The sequence below is a fragment of the Micromonospora sp. IBHARD003 genome (assembly GCF_056106285.1).
In genome coordinates this window covers 5,947,442-5,971,281 of record NZ_JBWBBX010000001.1, presented here as the reverse complement: position 1 = coordinate 5,971,281, position 23,840 = coordinate 5,947,442, and the positions used below count along the sequence as shown (strand labels likewise).

General features: G+C 70.3%; 20 protein-coding genes. 12 read left to right on the top strand and 8 right to left on the bottom strand.

Going from position 1 to position 23,840, the window contains the following annotated elements; all coding sequences use genetic code 11:
- Positions 1-27: 27 nt before the first annotated feature.
- The 5 genes from ACTWOL_RS26565 to ACTWOL_RS26545 form a co-directional block, all read right to left on the bottom strand.
- Positions 28-747: an HAD family hydrolase gene (locus ACTWOL_RS26565; protein ID WP_474299310.1), complete on the bottom strand. Its 720-nt coding sequence runs from the start codon at positions 745-747 to the stop codon at positions 28-30.
- Between the two features lie 9 nt (positions 748-756).
- On the bottom strand, positions 757-1,431 hold the full coding sequence (locus ACTWOL_RS26560; protein WP_474299309.1) for a DUF4241 domain-containing protein: 675 nt from the start codon (positions 1,429-1,431) through the stop codon (positions 757-759).
- A 164-nt stretch (positions 1,432-1,595) separates the two neighbouring features.
- Positions 1,596-3,068 carry a glutamate--tRNA ligase gene (gltX, locus tag ACTWOL_RS26555; RefSeq protein ID WP_474299308.1) on the bottom strand — a complete coding sequence of 491 codons (1,473 nt, stop codon included), beginning with the start codon at positions 3,066-3,068 and terminating at the stop codon, positions 1,596-1,598.
- A complete protein-coding gene (locus ACTWOL_RS26550; protein ID WP_474299307.1) occupies positions 3,061-3,855 on the bottom strand; it encodes a fumarylacetoacetate hydrolase family protein in 795 nt (264 codons plus the stop codon). Before ACTWOL_RS26550 ends, gltX begins: the two co-directional genes overlap by 8 nt.
- 82 nt (positions 3,856-3,937) lie before the next feature.
- On the bottom strand, positions 3,938-4,111 hold the full coding sequence (locus ACTWOL_RS26545; protein WP_474299306.1) for a hypothetical protein: 174 nt from the start codon (positions 4,109-4,111) through the stop codon (positions 3,938-3,940).
- Positions 4,112-4,685: 574 nt separating this feature from the next.
- Between ACTWOL_RS26545 and ACTWOL_RS26540 the strand changes: the two genes are divergently transcribed.
- The 12 genes from ACTWOL_RS26540 (at position 4,686) to ACTWOL_RS26485 (ending at position 19,224) form a co-directional block, all read left to right on the top strand.
- Positions 4,686-8,249 (top strand): sensor histidine kinase, encoded by a 3,564-nt coding sequence (locus ACTWOL_RS26540; RefSeq protein ID WP_474299305.1) that lies wholly within the window; start codon positions 4,686-4,688, stop codon positions 8,247-8,249.
- A 9-nt stretch (positions 8,250-8,258) separates the two neighbouring features.
- Positions 8,259-8,672: a roadblock/LC7 domain-containing protein gene (locus ACTWOL_RS26535; protein WP_030753456.1), complete on the top strand. Its 414-nt coding sequence runs from the start codon at positions 8,259-8,261 to the stop codon at positions 8,670-8,672.
- Positions 8,673-8,914: 242 nt separating this feature from the next.
- Entirely contained in the window at positions 8,915-9,226 is a 312-nt protein-coding gene (locus ACTWOL_RS26530) for a DUF742 domain-containing protein (protein WP_474301267.1), read from the top strand.
- The gene (locus ACTWOL_RS26525; RefSeq protein ID WP_474299304.1) at positions 9,207-9,788 is read left to right on the top strand and encodes a GTP-binding protein; all 582 of its coding nucleotides are present in this window, start codon (positions 9,207-9,209) and stop codon (positions 9,786-9,788) included. The genes ACTWOL_RS26530 and ACTWOL_RS26525 overlap by 20 nt, the downstream gene beginning before the upstream one ends.
- Before the next feature lie 337 nt (positions 9,789-10,125).
- Positions 10,126-13,443 (top strand): sensor histidine kinase, encoded by a 3,318-nt coding sequence (locus ACTWOL_RS26520; RefSeq protein WP_474299303.1) that lies wholly within the window; start codon positions 10,126-10,128, stop codon positions 13,441-13,443.
- 10 nt (positions 13,444-13,453) lie between these two features.
- Complete coding sequence (locus tag ACTWOL_RS26515) at positions 13,454-13,867, top strand: roadblock/LC7 domain-containing protein (protein WP_056644956.1); 414 nt, start codon at positions 13,454-13,456, stop codon at positions 13,865-13,867.
- Positions 13,868-14,219: 352 nt separating this feature from the next.
- Positions 14,220-14,534 carry a DUF742 domain-containing protein gene (locus ACTWOL_RS26510; RefSeq protein ID WP_474301266.1) on the top strand — a complete coding sequence of 105 codons (315 nt, stop codon included), beginning with the start codon at positions 14,220-14,222 and terminating at the stop codon, positions 14,532-14,534.
- Positions 14,515-15,096 carry a GTP-binding protein gene (locus tag ACTWOL_RS26505; RefSeq protein WP_384933790.1) on the top strand — a complete coding sequence of 194 codons (582 nt, stop codon included), beginning with the start codon at positions 14,515-14,517 and terminating at the stop codon, positions 15,094-15,096. Before ACTWOL_RS26510 ends, ACTWOL_RS26505 begins: the two co-directional genes overlap by 20 nt.
- Positions 15,097-15,325: 229 nt before the next feature.
- A complete protein-coding gene (locus ACTWOL_RS26500) occupies positions 15,326-15,892 on the top strand; it encodes a TetR/AcrR family transcriptional regulator (RefSeq protein WP_474299302.1) in 567 nt (188 codons plus the stop codon).
- A gap of 85 nt (positions 15,893-15,977) precedes the next feature.
- Positions 15,978-17,381 carry an MFS transporter gene (locus ACTWOL_RS26495; RefSeq protein ID WP_474299301.1) on the top strand — a complete coding sequence of 468 codons (1,404 nt, stop codon included), beginning with the start codon at positions 15,978-15,980 and terminating at the stop codon, positions 17,379-17,381.
- Complete coding sequence (locus ACTWOL_RS26490; RefSeq protein WP_474299300.1) at positions 17,378-18,808, top strand: carotenoid oxygenase family protein; 1,431 nt, start codon at positions 17,378-17,380, stop codon at positions 18,806-18,808. Before ACTWOL_RS26495 ends, ACTWOL_RS26490 begins: the two co-directional genes overlap by 4 nt.
- Entirely contained in the window at positions 18,805-19,224 is a 420-nt protein-coding gene (locus tag ACTWOL_RS26485) for an SRPBCC family protein (protein WP_474299299.1), read from the top strand. The genes ACTWOL_RS26490 and ACTWOL_RS26485 overlap by 4 nt, the downstream gene beginning before the upstream one ends.
- Before the next feature lie 167 nt (positions 19,225-19,391).
- Here ACTWOL_RS26485 and ACTWOL_RS26480 read toward each other — a convergent pair whose 3' ends face one another.
- The 3 genes from ACTWOL_RS26480 to ACTWOL_RS26470 all read right to left on the bottom strand — a co-directional run bounded on the left by ACTWOL_RS26480 (position 19,392) and on the right by ACTWOL_RS26470 (position 23,717).
- The gene (locus ACTWOL_RS26480; protein WP_384239378.1) at positions 19,392-19,592 is read right to left on the bottom strand and encodes an acyl-CoA carboxylase subunit epsilon; all 201 of its coding nucleotides are present in this window, start codon (positions 19,590-19,592) and stop codon (positions 19,392-19,394) included.
- A gap of 21 nt (positions 19,593-19,613) precedes the next feature.
- Positions 19,614-21,197, bottom strand: coding sequence for an acyl-CoA carboxylase subunit beta (locus ACTWOL_RS26475; RefSeq protein ID WP_474299298.1), 1,584 nt, complete (start codon positions 21,195-21,197; stop codon positions 19,614-19,616).
- Between the two features lie 165 nt (positions 21,198-21,362).
- Entirely contained in the window at positions 21,363-23,717 is a 2,355-nt protein-coding gene (locus ACTWOL_RS26470) for a polysaccharide lyase 8 family protein (RefSeq protein ID WP_474299297.1), read from the bottom strand.
- Positions 23,718-23,840: the final 123 nt, after the last annotated feature.

The window sequence follows — 23,840 nt, the reverse complement described above, 5'->3', positions numbered from 1 at the left end:
CCCGCTTCCCTCGGCGCAGGAAGAACATTACCTGAAGGTGGACGGCGCTCCAAAACGGGTATCCGCCCGCAGCAGACCGGGAAGCTCGGCCAGGCCCGTGATCCGGATCAGCTCCGGTCTGCCGCCTCTGTCACCACGGTCCAGCCAGATGCCGGTCAGACCGGCCGCGGTCGCGCCACGGGCGTCGATGTCGGGGTGATCACCGACGTACGCGACGTCCTGCGGCGGCAGCCCCAGCGCATCGCACCCGGCGAGAAAGGCGGCTGCCTCCGGCTTGGAGACGCCCAGCTCGGCGGCACACAGCACGGCCTCGAAGCGGTCCCGCACCCCGAGGGCGCGCAGTTTGCGGTCCTGGTTGTGGATCGACGAGTTCGACAGCACGGCATGCCGGTACGCACCGCTCAGCAGGTCGAGCGCGGGCAGGAAGTCCGGGAAGAGCGACCAGGCGGCCTCGTAGTACACGACGTGGCGCCCGAACCAGTCGTCCGCCTCCGCGTCGCTCAGCCCTCTGCCCAGGAAGTCGCGGACCCGGTCGCGGCGCTGCCCCTGGAAGTCCGTCTCTCCGGCGGAGAAGCGCGCCCAATGGCGATCGGTGAGTTCCCGCCAGCGCCCGAGGGCCTGCTCCACGGACGGGTGGCCGTCGGGCAGCCCCTCGTCCCTCAGCATCCGCCGCAGCCCCGCGCGGTCGGCCGTGGTGTAGTCGAAGATCGTGTCGTCGATGTCCCAGAGGACGGCGCGGATCGGCATACGGCGACCCTATGACCGTACGGCGGCCTCGGTGGGAACGACGAAGAAGTCGGTGACGAAGCAGGTGACCTCGCCCGCGGAGTCGCGGCCCACCCAGGTCGGGTAGGCGCCGTCGCCCCAGCCGGACATGAAGGCGATCACGTTGTGGCCGGTGGACGGGTCCACCACCGAGTGCGGGCCGAGGTAGGTGCCGTCCGCGTCGAAGGCGTCCCACAGGGGTCCTTCGTCGCCCTGGCAGTCGGGGAAGGAGTCGTCGCAGTCCGCGTCGTAGAAGCAGCCGGTGCCCGCGTCCACGCCGTAGCCGAAGAACTCGTCGTCGGACAGCTCCGAGAGGTCCTGGCCGGCCTGGACGCCGAGTTCCCAGGCCTCCGTGGGGGTGTCTTTGATCACGAGGCGGGCCGCCGCGATCCGCAGGTGCGGAATGTCGGAGGGCGGTTCGTCCGGCCGGGTGAGCGTGGCGACAGCACACTCCACCGGGTAGCGCCCCGGCGAAACCACCGCGGTGAACGGCTCGGCCTCACCGGATCCCAGGGAGAGGAAGGGATCGCAGGCCACGACACGGCCCGAGGGCAGCCACAGTTCGCCTGCGGCGACCAGGGACATCGTTCCGGTGAGGCCGCTCTCCTCCCGGAATTCGCTGCCGGGCGTGAAGTGCCGGGTGAAGTCGGGCGCGGGCATGGGCATGGCTGGTCCCCCAGGGCCGGAATGATCACGTCGAGCGGTCCCGAGCAGGCTCGAGCGGAGCCGGTCAGGACAGCCGAACACTAGCGGGGGCCACCGACAGCGCCCGAGGGGCGGCAGCCTCAACGGCTGCCGCCCCTCGGGCGTTCTGCGGGCGGGTCCTGGACTCAGGCGCCCAGCTTCTCCAGGGCCCGGTCGATCCGGCCCAGCGTGCGCTCCTTGCCCAGGATCTCCAGCGACTCGAAGAGCGGGAGACCCACCGTGCGGCCGGTCACCGCGACGCGGACCGGGGCCTGCGCCTTGCCGAGCTTGAGGCCGTGCTCCTCACCGGCGGCCAGCACCGCGTCCTTCAGCGACTCGGGGCTGGACCAGTCGGCGGCGGCCAGCTTCTCGCGGGCCGTGCGCAGCAGTGCGTCCGAGCCCTCCTTCATCGCCTTCTGCCAGGACGCCTCGTCCTCGACCGGCTCGTCGCGGAACAGGAAGTCGACATTGGCGGTGATGTCGGAGAGCACCGTGAGGCGGGTCTGCGCGTACGGCGCGATCGCCTCCCAGGCGGCCCGGTCGAAGTTCTCCGGCGCCCAGTTGGCGTGCGGTGCCTGCAGCCAGGGCTCACACGCGTCGGTGAAGGCCTTCACATCGAGCCGGCGGACGTGGTCCGCGTTGATCGCCTCGGCCTTCTTGAGGTCGAAGCGCGCCGGGTTGGCGTTCACGTCCGCGATCTCGAACTTCTCGATCATCTCGGCGATGGAGAAGACGTCCTGGTCCGCGGAGAACGACCAGCCCAGCAGGGAGAGGTAGTTGAGCAGCCCCCCGGGCAGGAAGCCGCGCTCGCGGTACAGGTTGAGCGAGGACTGCGGGTCGCGCTTGGAGAGCTTCTTGTTGCCCTCGCCCATGACGTACGGGAGGTGGCCGAAGGCCGGGATCTCCTTGGCGATGCCGAGTTCGATCAGGGCCTTGTAGAGGGCGATCTGGCGCGGGGTCGACGACAGCAGGTCCTCGCCGCGCAGCACGTGCGTGATCTCCATCAGCGCGTCGTCGACCGGGTTGACGAGGGTGTAGAGCGGTGCGCCGCTGGCCCGGACGATGCCGTAGTCCGGAACGTTCTCCGGGGTGAAGGTGAGCTCGCCGCGGACCAGGTCGGTGAAGGTGATCGGCTCGTCGGGCATCCGGAAGCGGACGATGGCCTCGCGGCCCTCGCGCTCGTACACGGCCTTCTGCTCATCGGTCAGCTCGCGGCAGTGGCCGTCGTAGCCGGAGGGCTTGCCCGCGGCGCGGGCGGCCTCGCGGCGCTCGTCGAGCTCGGTGACCGTGCAGTAGCAGCGGTAGGCGTGGCCGCCGGCAAGGAGCTTGTCCGCGACTTCCTTGTAGATGTCCATGCGCTGCGACTGGCGGTACGGGGCGTGCGGGCCGCCCTTCTCCGGGCCCTCGTCCCAGTCGAGGCCGAGCCAGCGCAGGGAGTCGAGCAGCTGGTCGTACGACTCCTCGGAGTCGCGGGCCGCGTCGGTGTCCTCGATGCGGAAGACCATGGTGCCCTGGTGGTGCCGGGCGAAGGCCCAGTTGAACAGGGCGGTGCGGACCAGGCCCACATGGGGGTTGCCGGTCGGCGAGGGACAGAAACGTACGCGGATCGCGTTAGCCACGCTTGATCACCTTGTTGGTGAGAGTGCCGATGCCTTCGATGGTGACGGCGACCTCGTCGCCGACGTTGAGGGGGCCGACCCCGGCGGGGGTGCCGGTGAGGATGACGTCGCCGGGGAGCAGCGTCATGGCCTCGGTGATGTGGACGACCAGGTCCTCGATGGAGCGGATCATGTCGCTCGTGCGACCCAGCTGGCGTTGTTCGCCGTTGACCGTGCACTGGATGGTGAGATCGCCCGCGGCGGCCAGGTCGATGCCGGTCTCCACCCAGGGGCCCAGCGGGCAGGCGGTGTCGAAGCCCTTGGCGCGGGCCCACTGCTTCTCGCGCTTCTGGACGTCGCGCGCGGTGACGTCGTTGGCGCAGGTGTAGCCGAAGACGACGTCCTTGACCCGCTCGCGCGGGACGTCTCGGCACATCCGGCCGATGACCACGGCGAGTTCCGCCTCGTGGTGCAGTTCCCGGGAGAACGAGGGGTACTCGATGGCGTCGCCGGAGCCGATCACCGAGGTGGTGGGCTTGAAGAAGGCGATGGGTACGTCCGGGACCTCGTTGCCGAGCTCCGCCGCGTGCTCCGCGTAGTTGCGGCCGATGGCCACGACCTTGTTGGGGAGTACGGGCGGCAGCAGCCGGACCTTGCTCAGCGGGACCTTGGTACCGGAGAGCTCGAAGTCGGCGTAGGGGATGCCCTTGATGATGTCCAGGACGAGGCCGGCGGGGTCACCGGTCCCGTCGCCCTCGACCGCGCCGAAGGCGACATTGCCGTCGATGGAGAATCTCGCGATGCGCACGGGAAGCCTGCGCCCCTTACGTTTCCGCTGGCTGGAGTCTGACGCTCCAGGCTAACGCGGCGCAGGCACCCGACCTGCCGGATTACTGCGCCACCGGGGCGGTCATCAGGATCGTGCGGCGGGGGTTGGCCGTCTGCGCGGGAAGGTCGACCGAATGCTCCGGCTGGGTCTGGGGCTGCAGCTCGCCGGCGTCCTGGAGGTGCACCAGAGTCGTACGCCGGGGGTTGGCTATGTTGCGGAACAGCATGGTCTTCATCGCGTGTATCGGCCCTTGTCGGTTTGGACGTTCGTGTAAACCGAAAGGCTAGACACCTGTTTCCCCGCGAAAGCTTGGATACAGCAACAGGTTACGTGTGAGTTTGCTCACCACCCGACCGGAAAATCCGTCATTCCGGACAGCAAAATCACGCCACAGAAACGGACATTGCGTAGCTGAATCGACCATTCCGCTCCTGATCATCTCGACTGGGACACCCCCCACCCGTAAGCGACTCGTAAGGAAAAGTCCTTTTCCTCCGTGATCGCATTCTACGGCTCGTGACGCACCGGCTACATCGCGTCACCCGGGTCACAGCCCGATACACGGCCCTTGTTGGAGATCCGGCACTGTGCTGGAATTCCACGCACCGCCGCGGTTTCGGGCCGGCGCACGAGGGCGCAAAGATGCGTCGAGCTGCGGCGGGGAAGGGGAAAAGCGCCGGTCACACCACCGACCCATCAATGGGGCGCGTCAAGCGCCCCGTCACGCCGACACCGCCCCGCCGTCATGCGGAGGGGCGCCTGGTCCAGAGGTTGCGACGCTAGTGCAGGGACGTTTCAAGAGGGATGGCATGGCGCGTCCCCAGGCCCGTCAGGGCCAAGGGGAAGCTGCAGCTGAACAGGAGCCGCGCGGCGGGAACGACCGCGGTTCCTCGCCCCAGCACACCCACAACCAGGCCCAGCCCCCGACAGGTGACGGCGGCGGTGACCGCAGTGTTCGCTCCGGCCCGGCACAGGGCGGCCCCGAGCCTGCCCCGCCGAAGTCCAAGGGGAACGACACCGGCTCGCGCATAGCCCTGCGCAACTGGCGCATCAGCACGCGGCTGGTCTCCCTCCTCACCCTCCCCGTCGTCGCGGCGACCACCCTCGGTGGACTCCGTATCAACGAGTCCATGAACGACATGCAGCAGCTGGAGCACATGCAGCTGCTGACCAGGCTCACCCGTGACGCGACGGGCCTCGCCGAGGCTCTGCAGAACGAGCGCGACCACGCGGCCGGCCCGCTGATGAACAACCGCAAGGAGACCGACTTCCAGGTCGCCCAGCCGCGGAAGGTCACCGACCAGCGCAAGACCGCGTTCCTCAACTCCATCTCGGACATCGGCGACACCACGGGCGACGAAGCGCTGGAGAGCATCCGCTCCAACGTCTCCCAGATCGCCGCCCAGGTGCACCGCATCACCGACATCCGGAAGACCGCGTACCAGAACGACGACTCGGTCGCCCAGACGATCAGCGGCTACAGCCGTCTGATCAGCTCCCTCCTCAGCCTGTCCGAGGACATGGCCCAGGCGACGAGCAACACGGACATGATCAAGCGCACGCGTGCGCTTGCCGCGTTCTCCTCCGCCAAGGAGTACGCGTCGATCCAGCGTGCCGTGATCGCCGCCGCGCTCCCCCCGAGCGCCAGCGGCGTGCCCAGCATGACCGAGAACGACCGCCAGCTGGGTGACGACGCCAGAAGGAACGAGGACAGCGAGCTCAAGGCGTTCAGCGCCATCTACGAGTCGGTCGGCGGTGACTCCGGCGGGCTGACCGCACCGCTGGAGAGCGGCAACTCGGAGATCGACAACGCCGACAAGTACGCGGAGCGGGTGCTGCGCAGCACCGTCGCCCTGCGCGGAGAGCCCCGCGGTTACCTGGACTGGACCGACAAGGCCGACACCAAGCTCCAGACCATGAACACCATCGAGGAGACCCTCCTCGGTGAGATGGAGAGCCGGGCCCGTGAGCTGAAGCGCGAGTCGCAGCAGGAAGCGATCATCAACGGTGCGCTGATCCTGCTCGTCCTCGGCGTCTCGCTCGTCGGTGCCTTCGTCGTGGCCCGCTCCATGATCCGCTCGCTGCGCCGGCTGCAGGACACCGCCACCAAGGTCGCCCAGGACCGTCTGCCCCAGCTCGTCAAGCAGCTCTCGGAGTCCGACCCGCAGGACGTCGACACCACGGTCGAGTCCGTCGGTGTGCACTCCCGGGACGAGATCGGCAAGGTGGCCGCGGCCTTCGACGACGTGCACCGCGAAGCGGTCCGGCTCGCCGCCGAGCAGGCCCTGCTGCGGGGCAACGTCAACGCGATGTTCACCAACCTCTCGCGCCGTTCGCAGGGTCTCATCCAGCGTCAGCTGTCCCTGATCTCCGAGCTGGAGTCCCGCGAGGCCGACCCGGACCAGCTGTCCTCCCTCTTCAAGCTGGACCACCTCGCGACCCGTATGCGCCGTAACGGCGAGAACCTCCTCGTCCTCGCGGGCGAGGAGCCGGGCCGCCGCTGGACCCGGCCCGTCCCGCTCGTCGACGTGCTCCGTGCCGCGGCCTCCGAGGTGGAGCAGTACGAGCGCATCGAGCTCGCCTCCGTGCCCACGACCGAGGTCGCCGGCCGGGTCGTCAACGACCTCGTGCACCTGCTCGCCGAGCTGCTGGAGAACGCGACGTCGTTCTCCTCGCCCCAGACCAAGGTCCGGGTCACCGGTCACGCGCTGCCCGACGGCCGTGTCCTGGTCGAGATCCACGACACCGGCATCGGTCTGTCCCCCGAGGACCTCGCCGCGATCAACGAGCGGCTCGCGTCGCCTCCGACCGTGGACGTCTCGGTGTCCCGCCGCATGGGTCTGTTCGTGGTCGGCCGCCTGTCCCTGCGGCACGGCATCCGGATCCAGCTGCGTCCCTCCGACTCCGGTGGCACGACCGCGCTGGTCATGCTCCCCGTCGATGTCGCCCACGGCGGCAAGAAGGCCCCGGCCAAGCCCGGTGCCGGCGCGCAGGGCGGTGCCCCCCAGGGTGCCGGCGGCGGTCGTCCGGCAGCTGGTCGTCCGGGCGGCGGCAGCGCGCCCGGCGGGCGGCTCGGTGCCCTCACCCCGCGCGGTCAGGTGGGCGGGGCCGCAGGCGCGGCATCGCGTGCCGCGCTGCCGGGGCGTGACGGCGGACCGATCCAGGGCGGCCCGCAGCAGGGCGGCTCGCAGCCGGACCCCTCGCGTCAGAGCGGCGCCCCCGTGGGTTCCTTCGCCGACGGCGGCCGCGGCCGGGGCAACGGCCAGGACCGGGGCGACTCCCGTCAGGGCGGCCGCCCCGAGCAGGGTGGCTTCGCCGGCCAGGGCTCCGGTCCCGGCGTGGGCGTCCGGGGTGGCTTCCAGCAGGGCGGTCAGGCGGCGGGAGGCGACCCCGGCCGGCAACTGCCGACGACGGGCGGCCCGCGCGCCGAGCTGCCGGGCTCGCAGCCGTCGCGCCAGCAGGCCGCGGGCTGGGGCGGCGAGCAGCCGTCCGGACCGCAGCGTCCCCCGCTGGACGCTCCGCGCGGCCATGAGGAGCACGAGACCACCGGGCAGTACGCACGGCCGGACGTCCCCCAGCAGCGCCCGGCCGCCCAGGACCCGGCAGCCACGGGACAGTTCGCCCGACCGGACTTCCCGCAGCAGCGCCCCGGCGCCCAGGACCCGGCAGCCACCGAGCAGTTCGCCCGACCGGACTTCTCCCAGCAGCGTCCGCCGGCCCAGCGGCCGCAGGGCCCCGGCCAGCAGAACCAGGGCGCGCCGCCGCGCGGTCGCGACAACTCCGGCTTCGCCGGGCCGCGTCACCCGGCCGCGAGCCTGCCCGCTCAGCCGCAGCCCGAGGCCCTGCCTCCGGCGACCGGCCCGGGTGACGGTCGTACTCCGCTGTACGACACGCTGGAGACCAACTGGTTCCACGGTGCGCAGGCCGCCCAGAACGGTCAGCAGGACGGCACCGGCCGGCAGCCGGTGGTACCGCAGCAGTCGACCGGGCGTCCTGACCCTTCCGTGCCGCCGCGCCGTCCGGCTCCCGAGCCGGCCAGGCCGTCGGAGCAGACCGGGCAGCACCATGTGAACGGCGCCTGGCGCTCTTCTCCCAACGACGACCTGGTGCGCCAGGCCGAGCGGGTCCGCAAGCCCGCGGCCGGCGGTGTCACCACGTCGGGTCTGCCCCGGCGGGTGCCGCGCGCCAATCTGGTGCCGGGTACCGCGCAGGAGCAGAGCCACCAGTCCGGTCCGCAGGTCTCCCGCGCCCCCGACGATGTGCGGGGCCGTCTGACCAATCTCCGCCGGGGTATCCAACAGGGTCGGCAGGCGGGTGGCTCCGGTACCACCGGTAGCTTCGACTTCGGCCCCACTCACCAGCAGGAGCGTTAGTTGAGCCCCATGAGCCAGGCGGCGCAGAATCTGAACTGGTTGATCACCAACTTCGTGGACAACACCCCCGGGGTGTCCCACACCGTGGTGGTCTCCGCCGACGGACTCCTGCTGGCGATGTCCGAGGGTTTCCCGCGTGACCGTGCCGACCAGCTGGCAGCCGTCGCGTCCGGACTGACCTCGCTGACCGCGGGCGCCTCCCGCATCTTCGAGGGCGGCCCGGTCAACCAGACCGTGGTGGAGATGGAACGCGGGTTCCTCTTCATCATGTCCGTCTCCGACGGCTCGTCGCTGGCCGTCCTCGCCCACCCCGAGTGCGACATCGGTCTCGTGGGCTACGAGATGGCCCTCCTGGTCGACCGCGCGGGAACGGTCCTCACGCCGGACCTGCGTGCCGAACTCCAGGGAAGCCTTCTGCACTAGCAGCCCGGAGGCCACGGGGGTGTGCGCCCCAGGTACACCCCCGACCGACCTCACAACCGCCTACAGCCACCGTCAGGCCGCACCGGCCCCCCACCGGCCCTTTCAGACGGCACAGCCGACCACTTGCTGTCACGCCCGGAGGATCCATGACCCCGCCCCCCGCCTCTCAAGATCCGTACGGTGCCCCCGTGGACACCGACTACGGGTTCGAGGGCGACCAGCCGCTGGTGCGTCCGTATGCGATGACCGGTGGCCGGACCCGGCCGCGCTACCAGCTCGCCATCGAGGCCCTGGTCAGCACCACGGCCGACCCGGCACACCTCGCGACGCTCCTGCCCGAGCACCAGCGGATCTGCCATCTGTGCCGTGAGGTCAAGTCGGTGGCCGAGGTGTCGGCGCTGCTGTCGATGCCCCTCGGTGTGGCCCGGATCCTCGTGGCGGACCTGGCGGAGGCGGGCATGGTGGCGATCCACCAGCCGGGCAACGGAGAGGCCGGCGGTACGCCGGACGTGACACTGCTCGAAAGGGTGCTCAGTGGACTTCGCAAGCTCTAGCGGCGGTGCAGCCCGCTCAACCACCAGCGCGAAGATCGTGGTGGCGGGCGGCTTCGGCGTGGGCAAGACCACGTTCGTCGGCGCCGTCTCGGAGATCAACCCGCTGCGTACCGAGGCCGTCATGACGTCCGCGTCCGCGGGCATCGACGACCTCACCCACACCGGCGACAAGACCACCACCACGGTGGCCATGGACTTCGGCCGCATCACCCTCGACCAAGACCTGATCCTGTACCTCTTCGGCACCCCCGGACAGGACCGCTTCTGGTTCATGTGGGACGACCTCGTCCGCGGCGCCATCGGCGCCGTCGTCCTCGTCGACACCCGCAGACTCGCCGACTGCTTCCCCGCAGTCGACTACTTCGAAAACAGCGGCCTCCCCTTCGTCATCACCCTCAACGGCTTCGACGGACACCAGCCCTACAACCCCGACGAAGTCCGCGAAGCCCTCCAGATCGGCCCCGACACCCCCATCATCACCACCGACGCACGCCACCGCGCCGACGCCAAAAGCGCACTCATCACCCTCGTCGAACACGCACTCATGGCACGACTTAAGTAGTCATGTGTATACGACGGTTGTCGTAGAGCGACGAAGGCGGGCTGTGTCGTTTGACACGGTCCGCCTGCGTGTTCATAACGTTTCGACAGAGAATTGCGTGGGTTCGGACACCCGATGCATCCAGCCGGTACCGCTGCGCTCACCTAAGCCCCGCTATTTGCCGGGGCTTCGCTCTTTATGCCCGATTTATCAGACGCCCGCGTCCGCCCGAAGTGACCCTCCACAATGTTTGGAACGGACCCGGTTGGCGTGCTGAAATCGACGAACTCGTGAGTAGTACGGCCCTGAACAATTATCGGCACAACACAGGTGCCGACGCCGAGAGGTTGTTGGTCGAGTGAGGCGAAGCAAAACAAGCTCCGCAGAGCAGGCGCGGGGCAACTTCACCCCGCCCCCGCGCACAGCGGCGTCGCCCGCGGATGTGCAGCCCGTCGCGCCCCCCACCACCGGTGGCAGCACCAGCAGGCTGTCCCCGCGCAACTGGCGCGTGCCCACCCGGCTGAACGCGATCCTCCTGATCCCCGCGCTGGTCGGCCTCGTCATGGGCGGCTTCCAGGTGAAGGGATCGGTCGACACCTGGAACGAGGCACAGGACGCCGAGAAGACGGCCCTCATCGTGCGTGCCGCCTCGGAGTACGGCCAGGCACTGCTCAACGAGCGTGACCTCACGGCCCAGCCGCTGCTCCAGGGCAAGCGCAACGACCCGAGCGTCCAGCAGATCTACGCCGTCACCGACGCCGCGAAGAAGAAGTTCGACGCGGCGGTCGCGGACCTGCCCGAGAAGCAGGGTCTTGAGCGCCGTCTCAAGCTCTTCCGCTCGGAGGAGCCGAAGCTGCAGCTGCTTCGCCAGACCGCCTACACGGCGGCCGTCGAAAGCGCCGCCAAGGACAGCGAGCGGGGCCAGGGCGGCCCGGTCGCAACCGAAGAGGGATACGTGCTGGTCCAGCACTCCCTCATGGAGTTCTCCAACGAGCTCGGCTTCGGAACCGGAAACATCACGAGCTACGGCCGGATGGTCTACGCGATCCAGCTGGCCAAGGCCGCCGAGTCGCTCCAGCGCTCCATCGGCACCCATCTGCTGGTCCGCCCGAGCAAGAAGGCGGACGTCAGGGCGGGCCAGACCATCGCCTTCTCCTCGTACGCCTACCTGGAGGGCATCGCCCTCGGGGAGTACGTCTCCGGCGGCAGCGCCGAGGACACCGAGAAGCTGAAGACGGTCATGGGCGAGAAGTCGCAGGCGGGCCGCAAGAAGCTCGCCGACGCCGCGAAGGCCTCGGCGGCCGCCGGTGTCGAGTTCACTCCCCCGCCGGTATCCCGCGACGGTTCCGTGTACGACGGCATGGTCGCAGCCATCAGCACCGGTGACGACCCCGACAAGCTCGCCGAGAAGGGCGTGACGCCGCAGGTCTGGATAGCCGCCGCCACCGCCAAGTTCGACGGTTACGCCGAGATCGAGAACGGTCTCGTGGACAAGTCCGTGACCGAGGCCTCCCGGATCGCCGACGAGGCCAAGACCGACGCCATCATCAACGGTCTGATCGTCGTCATCGCGCTGCTGGCCGCCTTCATCCTGGCCGGCCTCGTGGCCCGCCAGATGAGCCGCTCGATGCGCGAGCTGCGCACCGCCGCCTTCGGTATCGCCGAGCAGCGTCTGCCGATGCTGGTCGACCAGCTGTCGCGCACCGAGCCCGGCCGCGTCGACACCCGGGTGCAGCCGATCCCGATCGACACCCAGGACGAGATCGGCGAGGTCGCGCGGGCCTTCGACCAGGTCCACCGTGAGGCCGTCCGGCTCGCCGCCGAGCAGGCCATGCTGCGGGGCAACGTCAACGCGATCTTCACCAACCTCTCGCGCCGCAACCAGTCGCTGATCGAGGGCCAGCTGACCCTGATCACCGACCTGGAGAACAACGAGGCGGACCCGGACCAGCTGGAGAACCTCTTCAAGCTGGACCACCTCGCGACCCGTATGCGCCGTAACGGCGAGAACCTCCTCGTCCTCGCCGGCGAGGAGCCCGGCCGCCGCTGGAACCAGCCGGTGCCGCTGGTGGACGTGCTGCGCGCCGCCTCCTCCGAGGTGGAGTCGTACGAGCGCATCGAGCTCACCGGCGTCCCCGAGAGCGAGATCCACGGCCAGGCCGTGACCGACCTCGTGCACCTGCTCGCCGAGCTGCTGGAGAACGCCACGACGTTCTCCTCGCCGCAGACCAAGGTCCGGGTCACCGCGACGCGGCTGCCCGACGGCCGGGTCATGATCGAGATCCACGACAAGGGCATCGGTCTCACCGCCGAGGACTTCGCCGACATCAACCACAAGCTGGCCAATCCGCCGACGGTGGACGCCGCGGTCTCGCAGCGCATGGGCCTCTTCGTGGTCGGCCGCCTCGCCGACCGGCACGGCATCCGTGTGCAGCTGCGCCCCTCGGGCGAGCAGGCCGGTACGACCTCGCTGGTGATGCTCCCGGACGCCATCACCCACGGTGGCGGTGGCGCACCGGTCCAGGACGACAGCTTCACCGTCTCGCAGATCATCCCGACGCAGCAGGCCTCTTTTACGCCCACGACCATGCGCACCGCCGCCGAGCTGGGCTTCGACGACTCCCGCTACGAGGACGCGTCGGCGGGCAACGGCAGCCAGCTGGACGCGGTGGGCCGTTCCCTGGTCCGCGGGGAGCGCCGTGCGGCGCTCGAGGCACAGGTCCAGGGCAGCGACCGCCCGCTGTTCCGCGACGAGGTCCAGTCGGAGCAGTACGCCGACGGCCCGTACGAGGGCCAGTACCAGGACGGCCAGTACGCCGAGGCTCAGTACGACGGCGGGTACCAGGACGGCCAGTACGCCGACGCCTCGTACGAGCAGGGCTTCGCCCCCCAGGAGGCACAGACCGCGTACGACGGTTACGGCTACGAGAACACGGGCGAGTACCAGGTTCCCGGCGGTTACAGCGAAAATGCCGAACAGGCATATGCGGAAGCTTCGTACGATGCTCCGCAGGACCACGGGCAGCAGTACGACGCCGCCTACGCACAGGGCTCCCACCTGGGAGACTGGACTGATCAGGGTGCGTACCAGGGTGCGTATGAGCCGGAGTACCGGACGGATGCGGAATCTGCTCCCGGCGCTCCCGCGAACGCTCCCGAACGCGTAGGCTTCGAACGTCCGGGTCCCACCCCCAGCAACGGCCACCAGCTGACCAACGCCGGTCTGCCGCGTCGCGGCAGCAGCCAGCAGCCGAAGGCGCAGTGGTCGTCCGGCGGCGCCGACAACGGCCCGGGGCAGACGGCCCAGGCCGCTCGGTCCCCCGAGGCGTCCGAGGCGCCGTCCAAGGCACCGCAGAGCGGGCAGACGGATGCCGAAGGCTCCGACGACTGGCGTTCGAAGAACGACGAGCGCTGGCAGCGGGCCGAGAAGCTCCGTGAGCCCAAGGCGGGCGGAGTCACCTCGTCCGGCCTGCCCCGGCGGGTTCCCAAGGCCAATCTCATCGAGGGAACGGCCGAGCAGACCCCGCAGGGCGGCCCCCAGGTCTCCCGTGCCCCCGAAGACGTGCGCGGCAGGCTGAGCAACCTGCGTCGCGGCGTGCAGAAGGGCCGCAGCGCGGGAACGGACACGAACGGATCGGGCTTCGGCCCGGGTAGCACCTACAACCAGGAGCGTTAGTGTGAGCCCGATGAGCCAGGCGGCGCAGAATCTGAACTGGTTGATCACCAACTTCGTGGACAACACCCCTGGGGTGTCCCACACCGTGGTGGTCTCCGCCGACGGACTCCTGCTGGCGATGTCCGAGGGATTCCCGCGTGACCGTGCCGATCAGCTGGCAGCCGTCGCGTCCGGACTGACCTCGCTGACCGCGGGCGCCTCCCGCATCTTCGAGGGCGGCGCGGTCAACCAGACCGTGGTGGAGATGGAACGCGGGTTCCTCTTCATCATGTCCGTCTCCGACGGTTCCTCGCTGGCCGTCCTCGCCCACCCGGAGGCCGACATCGGTCTCGTGGGCTACGAGATGGCCCTCCTGGTCGACCGCGCGGGAACGGTCCTCACCCCGGATCTCCGCGCCGAACTGCAGGGCAGTCTTCTCAACTAGCTGATAGGCAGTGCGTTTCGGGCCACCGCACCGTAAGGTGCGGTGGCGCGGCTCCACAGGGACTTGGAACCGGGCGTACGGCGCGGAGGAGGAATCAGAAGTGGCAACACCGCCAGGCGGACACCCATATGACGGTGCTCACCGATCTCAGGGTGAGCAGGGTCCGAACCGCTTCAACTTTCCCTCCTCGCCCAGCAGAGGCAACGGCCCCCAGCCCTACCAGCGGCCGCAGCAGCCGTACGATCCGTCGTACGGCCAGCCGCAGGGGCCCCGGATCCAGCCGGTGGCACCCCGCCGGCCCCAGGAACCCGCGCCGGCAAGCAACCACAACCCGTTGGTGCGCCCGTACGCGATGACCGGCGGCCGGACCCGCCCGCGCTATCAGCTCGCCATCGAGGCGCTGGTCAGCACCACGGCCGATGCGTCGAGGCTGCAAGGGCAGCTGCCCGAGCACCAGCGGATCTGCCGACTGTGCTTCGAGATCAAATCGGTGGCCGAGATCTCGGCACTTCTCACCATTCCCCTCGGCGTTGCCCGGATCCTCGTCGCCGACCTGGCGGAGGCCGGACTTGTCGCCATCCACCAGCCCGGCGGCGACGAGTCCGCCGGCGGCCAGCCAGACGTGACACTGCTCGAAAGGGTGCTCAGTGGACTTCGCAAGCTCTAGCGGCGGTGCAGCCCGCTCAACCACCAGCGCGAAGATCGTGGTGGCGGGCGGCTTCGGCGTGGGCAAGACCACGTTCGTCGGCGCCGTCTCGGAGATCAACCCGCTGCGTACCGAGGCCGTCATGACGTCCGCGTCCGCGGGCATCGACGACCTCACCCACACCGGCGACAAGACCACCACCACGGTGGCCATGGACTTCGGCCGCATCACCCTCGACCAAGACCTGATCCTGTACCTCTTCGGCACCCCCGGACAGGACCGCTTCTGGTTCATGTGGGACGACCTCGTCCGCGGCGCCATCGGCGCCGTCGTCCTCGTCGACACCCGCAGACTCGCCGACTGCTTCCCCGCAGTCGACTACTTCGAAAACAGCGGCCTCCCCTTCGTCATCGCCCTCAACGGCTTCGACGGACACCAGCCCTACAACCCCGACGAAGTCCGCGAAGCCCTCCAGATCGGCCCCGACACCCCCATCATCACCACCGACGCACGCCACCGCGCCGACGCCAAAAGCGCACTCATCACCCTCGTCGAACACGCACTCATGGCACGACTTCGGTAGGACGCCTCCGGCGCCTGTCCGGTCCTTCCGCGAGCGGGGCCCGCACTCTCCCTGGGGTGCGGGCCCCGCTCGCGTCGTTCGGCCCGTCGTCGCCGGTGCGCTCACCCTGTTCGTTCCGCGCATTCCCTCGGCCTGCTCGTTTCCCTCGGCCTGCTCGTGCCACCCGGTCTTCGGGCCCGTCGTGGCACAGGGCTTGACAGCGGAAAAGTGTGAGTGGTTAATTACTCACATGGCAACGACATCCACCCGCCGGCTTTCCACGGCGGACGCACGGCGCAGCGAGGTACTGGCCACGGCGGCCAGGGCCTTCGCGGCGCGCGGGTACTACGGCACCTCCACCACCGAGGTGGCCAAGGGAGCGGGGATCTCGCAGTCGTACCTGTACCGGCTCTTCCCCGACAAGGAGTCGCTGTTCGTCGCCGTCGTCGAGGACTGCTCGCGGATCATCCGGGAGCGGCTGGCGGAAGCGGCCGTCGAGGTCGGCAGCGCGGAGCCGGAAGCGGTGCTGGACGCGATGTCGGTGGCCTACGCCCACCTCATCGCCGACCGGGACGATCTACTGCGGGTCCTGATGCACGCGAACTGCGCGGCGAGCGAGCCGGCCATCAGGGAGGCCGTACAGCGGCTGTACGCCCGCCTGGTGGAGTACGTACGGTCCACGTCGGGCGCCACCGACCGACCTATCCAGGAGTTCTTCGCCAGGGGCTTCCTGTGCGACGTGACGGTCTCCATCGGCGCGACCGAGGTGGACGCCCCCTGGACGAGGACCCTGCTGGCCGGCATCCGGCACTTCTGACACCGAGCGGACGGCCGCACCGATGTGCGGCCGTTCCTTTGACCCAAACAGTGAGTGATCGACCACTCTTTCTTGAGGAGGCGAGATGGCGACCATGACGCAGCACCCATCGCACACACCACCGCAGGCGCAGCCGCCGGGTGCGGCGGTACGGCCGCCGGCACCTCACACGGAGCGCAACCGCCGGGGCCCGGTTCTCGCGGCTCTCGCCACGGCGCAGTTCCTCGTCGTGCTGAGCACCTCGATCGTCAATGTGGCCCTGCCGTCGATCAGCACGGGACTCCAGCTGCCGCCCGCCGCACAGTCGTGGGTGGTCAATGCGTACGTCCTCGCCTTCGGTGCCCTGCTGCTGGTCGGCGGGCGGCTCTCCGACGTGTTCGGCAGCCGCCGGATGTTCGCCACCGGGATGACGGTCTTCGCGCTGGCCTCGCTCGCCTCGGGGTTCGCCCCGTCGGCCGTGCCGCTGATCGCGGCCCGCGCCGTCCAGGGCATGGGCGCCGCCCTCCTCGCGCCGGCCGCGCTCGCCCTGCTGCTGGGTGCCTTCCCGCCGGGGCCGGCCCGGGCCAGGGCTCTCGGGATCTGGGGCGCGGTATCGGGTGCGGGCGGAGCGGTGGGCGTGCTGCTGAGCGGTCTGCTCACGGAGCTGTACGGCTGGCCCGCCGTGTTCCTGGTCCAGGTACCCGTCGCCGCGCTCTCCCTGGCCGCGACGCTCGTGTTCGTCCCGGCCGGACGGCCCTCCGGAGGAGAGGTCGACGTCCTGGGCGCGATCGTCTCGGCCGTCTCCCTCACCGCGCTCGTCTACGCCCTGACGGCCAAGGACGTCGTCACCGGTGCCGTGGGGCTGCTGCTGCTCGTCCTCTTCGTCCTGCGGCAGAGCAGGGCGCGCACCCCGCTCGTTCCCCCGCGCCTGCTGCGCACCGGCAAGGTCGCCGCGGCGAACCTCGCCATGACCCTGCTGGGCGCCGTCTTCGTCGGCCTCTTCTCCTTCCTGCCGCTCTACCAGCAGCGGGTACTCGGGTATGGCCCGCTGGCCGCGGGCCTGACCCAGCTCCCCCTCGCTCTCGCCGTCGTCGCCGGCTCGGTGCTCGCCTCCCGGCTGCCTGCCCGTACGGGCACCGTGGGAGCCCTCGCCGCGATCACCACGGGCCTGGTGTGGCTCTCCCTGGGCCCCGACCACGGCCCGTTCACGGTCCAGTCGTTCGCCGCGCATCTGGTCGGGCCCTCGCTGCTCATCGGCGCGGGCCTCGGCATCGCCTTCGTACGCCTCACCGCACTGTCCACCGACGGCGTGCCGGCCGCCGACTCGGGTCTGGCAGGTGGCCTGATCAACACGAGCCGGCAGCTCGGCGGGGCACTGGGCCTCGCCCTGATGACCGCCGTCGCACCGGCGGCCGCCGACTACGGCACCGCCTTCCTGACCGCGGCGGTCCTCGCCGCACTGACCACCGTCACCGCCCTCTTCGCCCTCTCCGGAAGGAAGCAGTCATGAACACCGGGACCGCCACCACCCCCGCCACCACGCAGACCACGAAGCCCTACGTGTCCGGCCACTACACCCCCGTCGCCGACGAGATCACGGCCCACGAGCTGACCGTCCACGGCACCATCCCCCGGGAGCTCAGCGGCCGCTACTTCCGCAACGGGCACAATCCCAAGCCCGGTGTCACCCCCACCCACTGGTTCAAGGGCAGCGGCATGATCCACGGGCTGCGGCTGCGGGACGGCCGCGCCGAGTGGTACCGCAACCGCTGGGTCCGCACCCCCGCGCTCGACGGTGTCCCGTACATGGGCGCCGACGGGATCCCCAACCTCGAGGCCAGCGACGCCGCCACGCATGTCATCGAGCACGCGGGCCGCATCCTCGCGCTGCAGGAGGTGAACCTGCCGTACGAGATGACCCCGGAGCTGGACACCGTCGGCGCCTTCGACTTCGGCGGCACGCTGAAGACCGCGATGACCGCCCATCCCAAGCCCGACCCGGTCACCGGTGAGCTGCACTTCTTCGGCTACGGCCCCTTCCCGCCCCATCTGACCTACTACGTGGCCGACGCCAAGGGAGGCATCGTGCGCGCCGAGGTCGTGGACGGGGCCGGCCCGTCCCTGATGCACGACTTCGGCATCACCCGGCACCACGTCGTCTGGCTCGACCTGCCGGTCGTCTTCAACCCGGCCGAGCGGTCCGGCATCCCGTACCGCTGGAGCGACACCTACACCCCGCGCATCGGGGTCATGCCCCGCACAGGTGCCGCGAAGGTGCAGTGGTTCGAGGTCGATCCGGGCGCCCTGCTGCACGTGGCGAACGCCTACGAGGACGAGCGCGGCCGGATCGTGCTGACCGGCCCGCGCTACGACCGCGGTTCCTGGGAGCAGACCTGGAAGTGGTGGGTCGGCGCGCCCGGTTACGCCGCGGAGCCGCTGGTCGGCGCCACGCCGCACCGCTGGATTCTCGACCCGGCGACGGGCAGGGCGACGGAGGAGCCGGTCGACGATCTCGTCACCGAGTTCCCGACCATCAACGAGGACCTGACCGGTCTCCCCCACCGCTTCGGCTACTCGGTCGCCTTCCCCGGCTCCGGTCTCGGCGAGTACGCGATCGTCAAGCACGACCACGCCACCGGCGTCCGGGAACTGGTGCCGATGGGCCGTGACCGGATGCCCGGCGAGGCGGTCTTCGTACCCGCCGAGGGCGGGAGCCGCGAGGACGACGGGTATCTGCTCACCGTCGTCAGCGATCTGGAACAGGACGCCTCGCAGCTGCTGATCCTCGACGCGTCGGCGCCGGCGGGAGCGCCGGTCGCCACGGTGGAGCTCCCCCGCCGGGTCCCGTCCGGTATCCACGGCTCGTGGATCGCCGACGCCGATCTCGCCCACGCCGACCTCGCCGCCGGGGACGAGTTCCAGGGCGGTGCGGCGTGATCACCACCCGCCACGAGATCACCGTCGACGCACCGGTCGGGACGGTCTGGCGCCTGCACACCGACATCGCCGGCTGGCCCGCCTGGAACTCCGGTATCGACAGGGCCGAGCTCTCCGGCGAGCTGACGGTCGGAGCCTCGTTCCGCTGGCTCACCCACGGGCTGGACATCACGTCCACGGTCTCGGCGCTGGAACCCTTCCGGCACATCGCCTGGGGTGGTCCCACCTCCGGCATCGACGGGGTCCACCACTGGATCCTGGAGCCCGCGGCGAACGGCGGTACGCGGGTCGTCACGGAGGAATCCTGGTCGGGCGCGCCCGTCGACGCGGACCCTGAGGGCATGCGCACGGCCCTGGACCAGTCGCTGGTCGCCTGGCTCAGGGACCTCAAGCAGGCGGCGGAGGCAGCGGCATAGCCCACGGCCCACAGCGAAGCCGGCGGCCGGCACCGGAGAGTTCCGGTGCCGGCCGCCGTCGTGGTGCACGCGGAGACGCCGGGCCGTGTCGGCCCGGCGGCCGGGAATGGCGCGAGGCCCCCGCTCGCGGTGGGCGAGCGGAGGCCTCGATGCGATGCCGGCGGGTGTCAGCCCTGCCAGCTGTGCGGGGCGCGGAAGCCGGACTGGCGCTCCAGACGGCGCCAGCCGGCCGTGCTGCGACCGCGTCGCGCCGGGGCGTCCGGCTGCGCGGCAGCACGGGCGAGGAGGACGGCCGTGATCGCGGCCAGCTCCTCGGGGTCGGCGTGGCCCTTCTCGACGCGGAGCAGGGACTCGGCGGGCATGGTCATGTGCAGTGTTCTCCTCGTGGGTTACTGCGGGGGGTTGCCGTGCTTGCGGGAGGGCAGGTCGGCGTGCTTGGTGCGGAGCATGGCGAGGGAGCGGATGAGCACCTCGCGGGTCTCGGCCGGGTCGATGACGTCGTCGACCAGTCCGCGCTCCGCGGCGTAGTAGGGGTGCATGAGCTCGGCCTTGTACTCCTTGACCATGCGGGCGCGCATGGCATCGGGGTCCTCGGCGTCGGCGATCTGGCGGCGGAAGATGACGTTCGCCGCGCCTTCGGCGCCCATCACCGCGATCTCGTTGGTGGGCCAGGCGTAGGTGAGGTCGGCGCCGATGGACTGGGAGTCCATGACGATGTACGCACCGCCGTAGGCCTTGCGCAGGATCAGCGAGATCCGGGGCACGGTCGCGTTGCAGTACGCGTACAGCAGCTTGGCGCCGTGCCGGATGATGCCGCCGTGCTCCTGGTCGACACCGGGCAGGAAGCCCGGCACGTCCAGCAGCGTCACGATCGGGATGTTGAACGCGTCGCACATCTGGACGAAGCGCGCGGACTTCTCGGACGCCTCGATGTCGAGCACACCCGCGAGCGTCTGGGGCTGGTTGGCGATGATGCCGACGACCTGGCCGTCGAGTCGCGCCAGCGCGCAGATGATGTTGCGCGCCCAGCGCTCGTGGACCTCGAGGTACTCGCCGTCGTCGACGATCTCCTCGATGACCTTGTGCATGTCGTAGGGGCGGTTGCCGTCCGCGGGGACCAGGTCCAGCAGCACCTCGGAGCGGCGGTCGGCCGGGTCGTCGGTGCTGACGTGCGGAGGGTTCTCGCGGTTGTTCTGCGGCAGCATCGACAGCAGGTACCGCACCTCGGCGATGCAGGTCTCCTCGTCGTCGTACGCGAAGTGCGCCACACCGCTCGTCTCGGCGTGCACGTCCGCGCCGCCCAGCCCGTTCTGGGTGATCTCCTCACCGGTGACCGCCTTGACGACGTCCGGTCCGGTGATGAACATCTGCGAGGTCTCACGGACCATGAACACGAAGTCGGTCAGTGCCGGAGAGTACGCCGCACCGCCCGCGCACGGGCCGAGCATCACCGAGATCTGCGGGATGACGCCGGATGCCCGGGTGTTGCGCTGGAAGATGCCGCCGTAGCCCGCGAGGGCGGAGACGCCCTCCTGGATACGGGCGCCCGCACCGTCGTTGAGGGAGACCAGCGGCGCACCCGCGGCGATGGCCATGTCCATGATCTTGTGGATCTTGGTGGCATGGGCCTCGCCCAGCGCACCGCCGAAGATCCGGAAGTCGTGTGCGTAGACGAAGACCGTCCGGCCCTCGACCGTGCCCCAACCGGTGATCACACCGTCGGTGTACGGCTTCTTCGCCTCGAGACCGAAACCGGACGCACGGTGCCGCCGCAGCTGCTCGACCTCACGGAACGAACCCGCGTCCAGCAGCAGCTCGATCCGCTCACGCGCGGTCAGCTTGCCCTTGGCGTGCTGCGCCTCCGTCGCCCGGTCACTCGGGCCACGACGGGCCTCCTCGCGCAGGGCGTGCAGCTCGGCCACGCGCCCGCGTGCGTCGGTGGGCGTGTCGGCGGTCTCGTCCAAAACGGTCATGTAACGACCCTACGGACCCGGACAACGAAATCCTGCCGTTGACTCCGTACAGTCTCGCGACCGATCTCCTGTCACCCCCGGACAGAACCGCTGCACGGCGCAGCCCTAGTGCCAGCCCGGGACTGCCCCGGATTGTCGGAGTCCGACAAAGACGTCATCCCCGTGTCAGCCTGTGGCCACTTCACACCGATGGGCGGCGCACGACCTCCCGGGGGTGATGCGCAGTCGCAGCTCACGCCCGGTCGCCAGTACCTCCACCGACGGATCACGGGCGAGGACCCGGTCCACCCGGCGGTGCCAGGCCAGCTCCAGCGGTTGCCCGGTGCGTGGGGGCTCGCCGAGATGGAGGGCGGCCGTCCGGCACGTCCCCCGCCCCTCCGTCCGCAGCAGGACGCTCGCGGGGGCGGTCACGGTCAGCCCGGCCACCGTACCGGCCCGCCAGAAGTTCACGGCGGTCAGGCCGAGGGACGGAAGGACGACCGCCTGACGCTCGGCGGTGTTGTCGAGGATCTCCAGCCGGAGGGGGTCGGCCGCGAAGGCCTCGACGGCCCTGCGGGAGGCTCCGGGCAGCAGAACATAGGCGTACGTGTCATTCACCGGATCGGCCCCATGGTCGAGCCACAGGGTCCGGTAGCGGCGGGTGCGCCGCTCGGCGGCGCCGTTGGCGTTGATGTCGCTCCAGGCGCCGGTGCGGGCCTCGCACAGGGTGCGCAGGGCCGTCGTTCCGCCCGGGAAGACCCAGCCTCCGTGGCCTTCGAGATGCACCCAGCGGCCGTGCCGGCCGACGGTGAACGCCTGCCCGCCGTCCGCTCCGATGCGGCGGTTGTCCACGATCGTCTCGACGGGCACCCCGTCGGCGCAGCTGATCCCGGCGCCGAGGCAGACGACGCAGTCGGCCGCGAAGAACCAGGACTTGCGGGCCCGGAGGGTGGAGCCGAGCCCTTCGAGGTGCTGGCCGACGGCGGCGAACTCACCGTCGCTCACGCCCCCGACCCAGCTCGCGCGAGGCCTCGGAGCACCCCACTCGCCGCCCTCGTTGTCGGCGAGTCGTTTCATCGACACGGTCGTGCCGGGCAGCCGGTACCAGTCGACGGTCGGCCAGAACCAGTCCGTGTACTGGTCGTCGTGGTCCGCGCCGGGCCACCAGCAGAGCATTCCGGCGCCGGTGTGCCAGCCGCGGGGATTCTCGCCGTTGCCGCATTCGTACGACGAGATCCGGTCCGATGCCATCGCGAGGCTCGCGACCCAGCCCGCCCGCCGGTGCACGGCTCGGTCCATCGAGGCGAACAGCCTGTGCCCGACGGGTGCCGGCGCGGCCGGCAGGGGTTGGGCGGCGACGGCGTGCAGCCGGGCGAGGTCGGCCACGCCGAACCGCTTCCCGGTCAGGACCGGCTCGACGGCGTCCCGATCGATCCAGCCCTTGACCATGGCGTGCCAGCGGGTGCGTTCGGCGGCGGGGGCGCCGTCGGCGAGCAGCGCGATCGCGGCGATGACGCCATGACCGTGGAAGTGGTCGCCGCGCACGACCGCGCGTCCCTCGCCGGCCTGGAGACCGCGGCTGATGGCACGCCCGTTGACGGCGTCCATCATCAGTCCGTTGTGGATCAGGGGCGCGAAGGCGTTCTCGACGCTGTCGGCGACGTTCCGCGCCCCCGGGTCGGTGACGGCCCAGCGGGAGCCCGCGAGCAGGGCGAACAGCCGCGCGAGGCCGTCGAGCAGGCTCTGACCGTATGTGCCGGTGTACGGGACCGAGGTGTGCTGCACGAACGAGCCGTCGGCGTAGAAGCCGTCGCCGCCACCGACGTACGGGAACACGGGTGACAGGGCGTCACGGGCAAGGGCGATCTTCCCCGGCGCCCGGCCGGCGACACCGCGCAGCGCCACGGAGCGGCACAGGTCCACACGGTTGGCGCCGGTACTGGCCCCCGCGTAGGAGCCGAGCAGGGTGTCGGGGACGAAGTGGTCGACGGCGGCGCAGGCGGCCAGGCGCCGTACGTCGTCCAGGTGGTCGTGGAGGGCGGTGACGATGTCCATGAGAAGGCGGGGGCTGCCGATCCGCCACTCCCACCAGTTGCCGTAGCAGGTGACGGAGGGGCTGTAGGCGGTGGCCGCGAGATGGTCGAGACCACGGATCACGTCGGCGATCAGGGACGGGTCGCCGCTGAGTCCGGTGCCCGGCTGAAGGCAGGCCCGGGCCATGGTCCACAGCCGCGCGTAGCTCGCGGTGATACCCGAGGGCGGATCGAAGGGACGGTCGGGCCACAGGGCGCGGGCGGATGGCGCCATGGTGATACGGAAGCGACGGGCCAGCTCGCCCGTTTCGGCGAGACGGCCGGCGAAGGGCTCGGCGGTGGGGTCGTATCCGGTGCCGAGCTGGAGGTCGAGCCAGCGCTGTCGCAGGGCTGCGTACTCCTCGTCCCCGACGGGGGCCCGGGTACTGCTCGGACGGCCGAGGGTGAGGGCGCACGCTCCCGATGCGGCGAGGAACTGGCGGCGGGACCGGACGGACGGCAGGGGCACAGGACCTCCCGGGGGCGGAGGGTGACCGGGCGTGGATGTCCCCTGCTCACGGCACTCGCACCGGGAGAGGACGGGTTCTCCGGCAGCAGCCATGCCCCGGGGGGCGGGGATCAGACTCGCCGG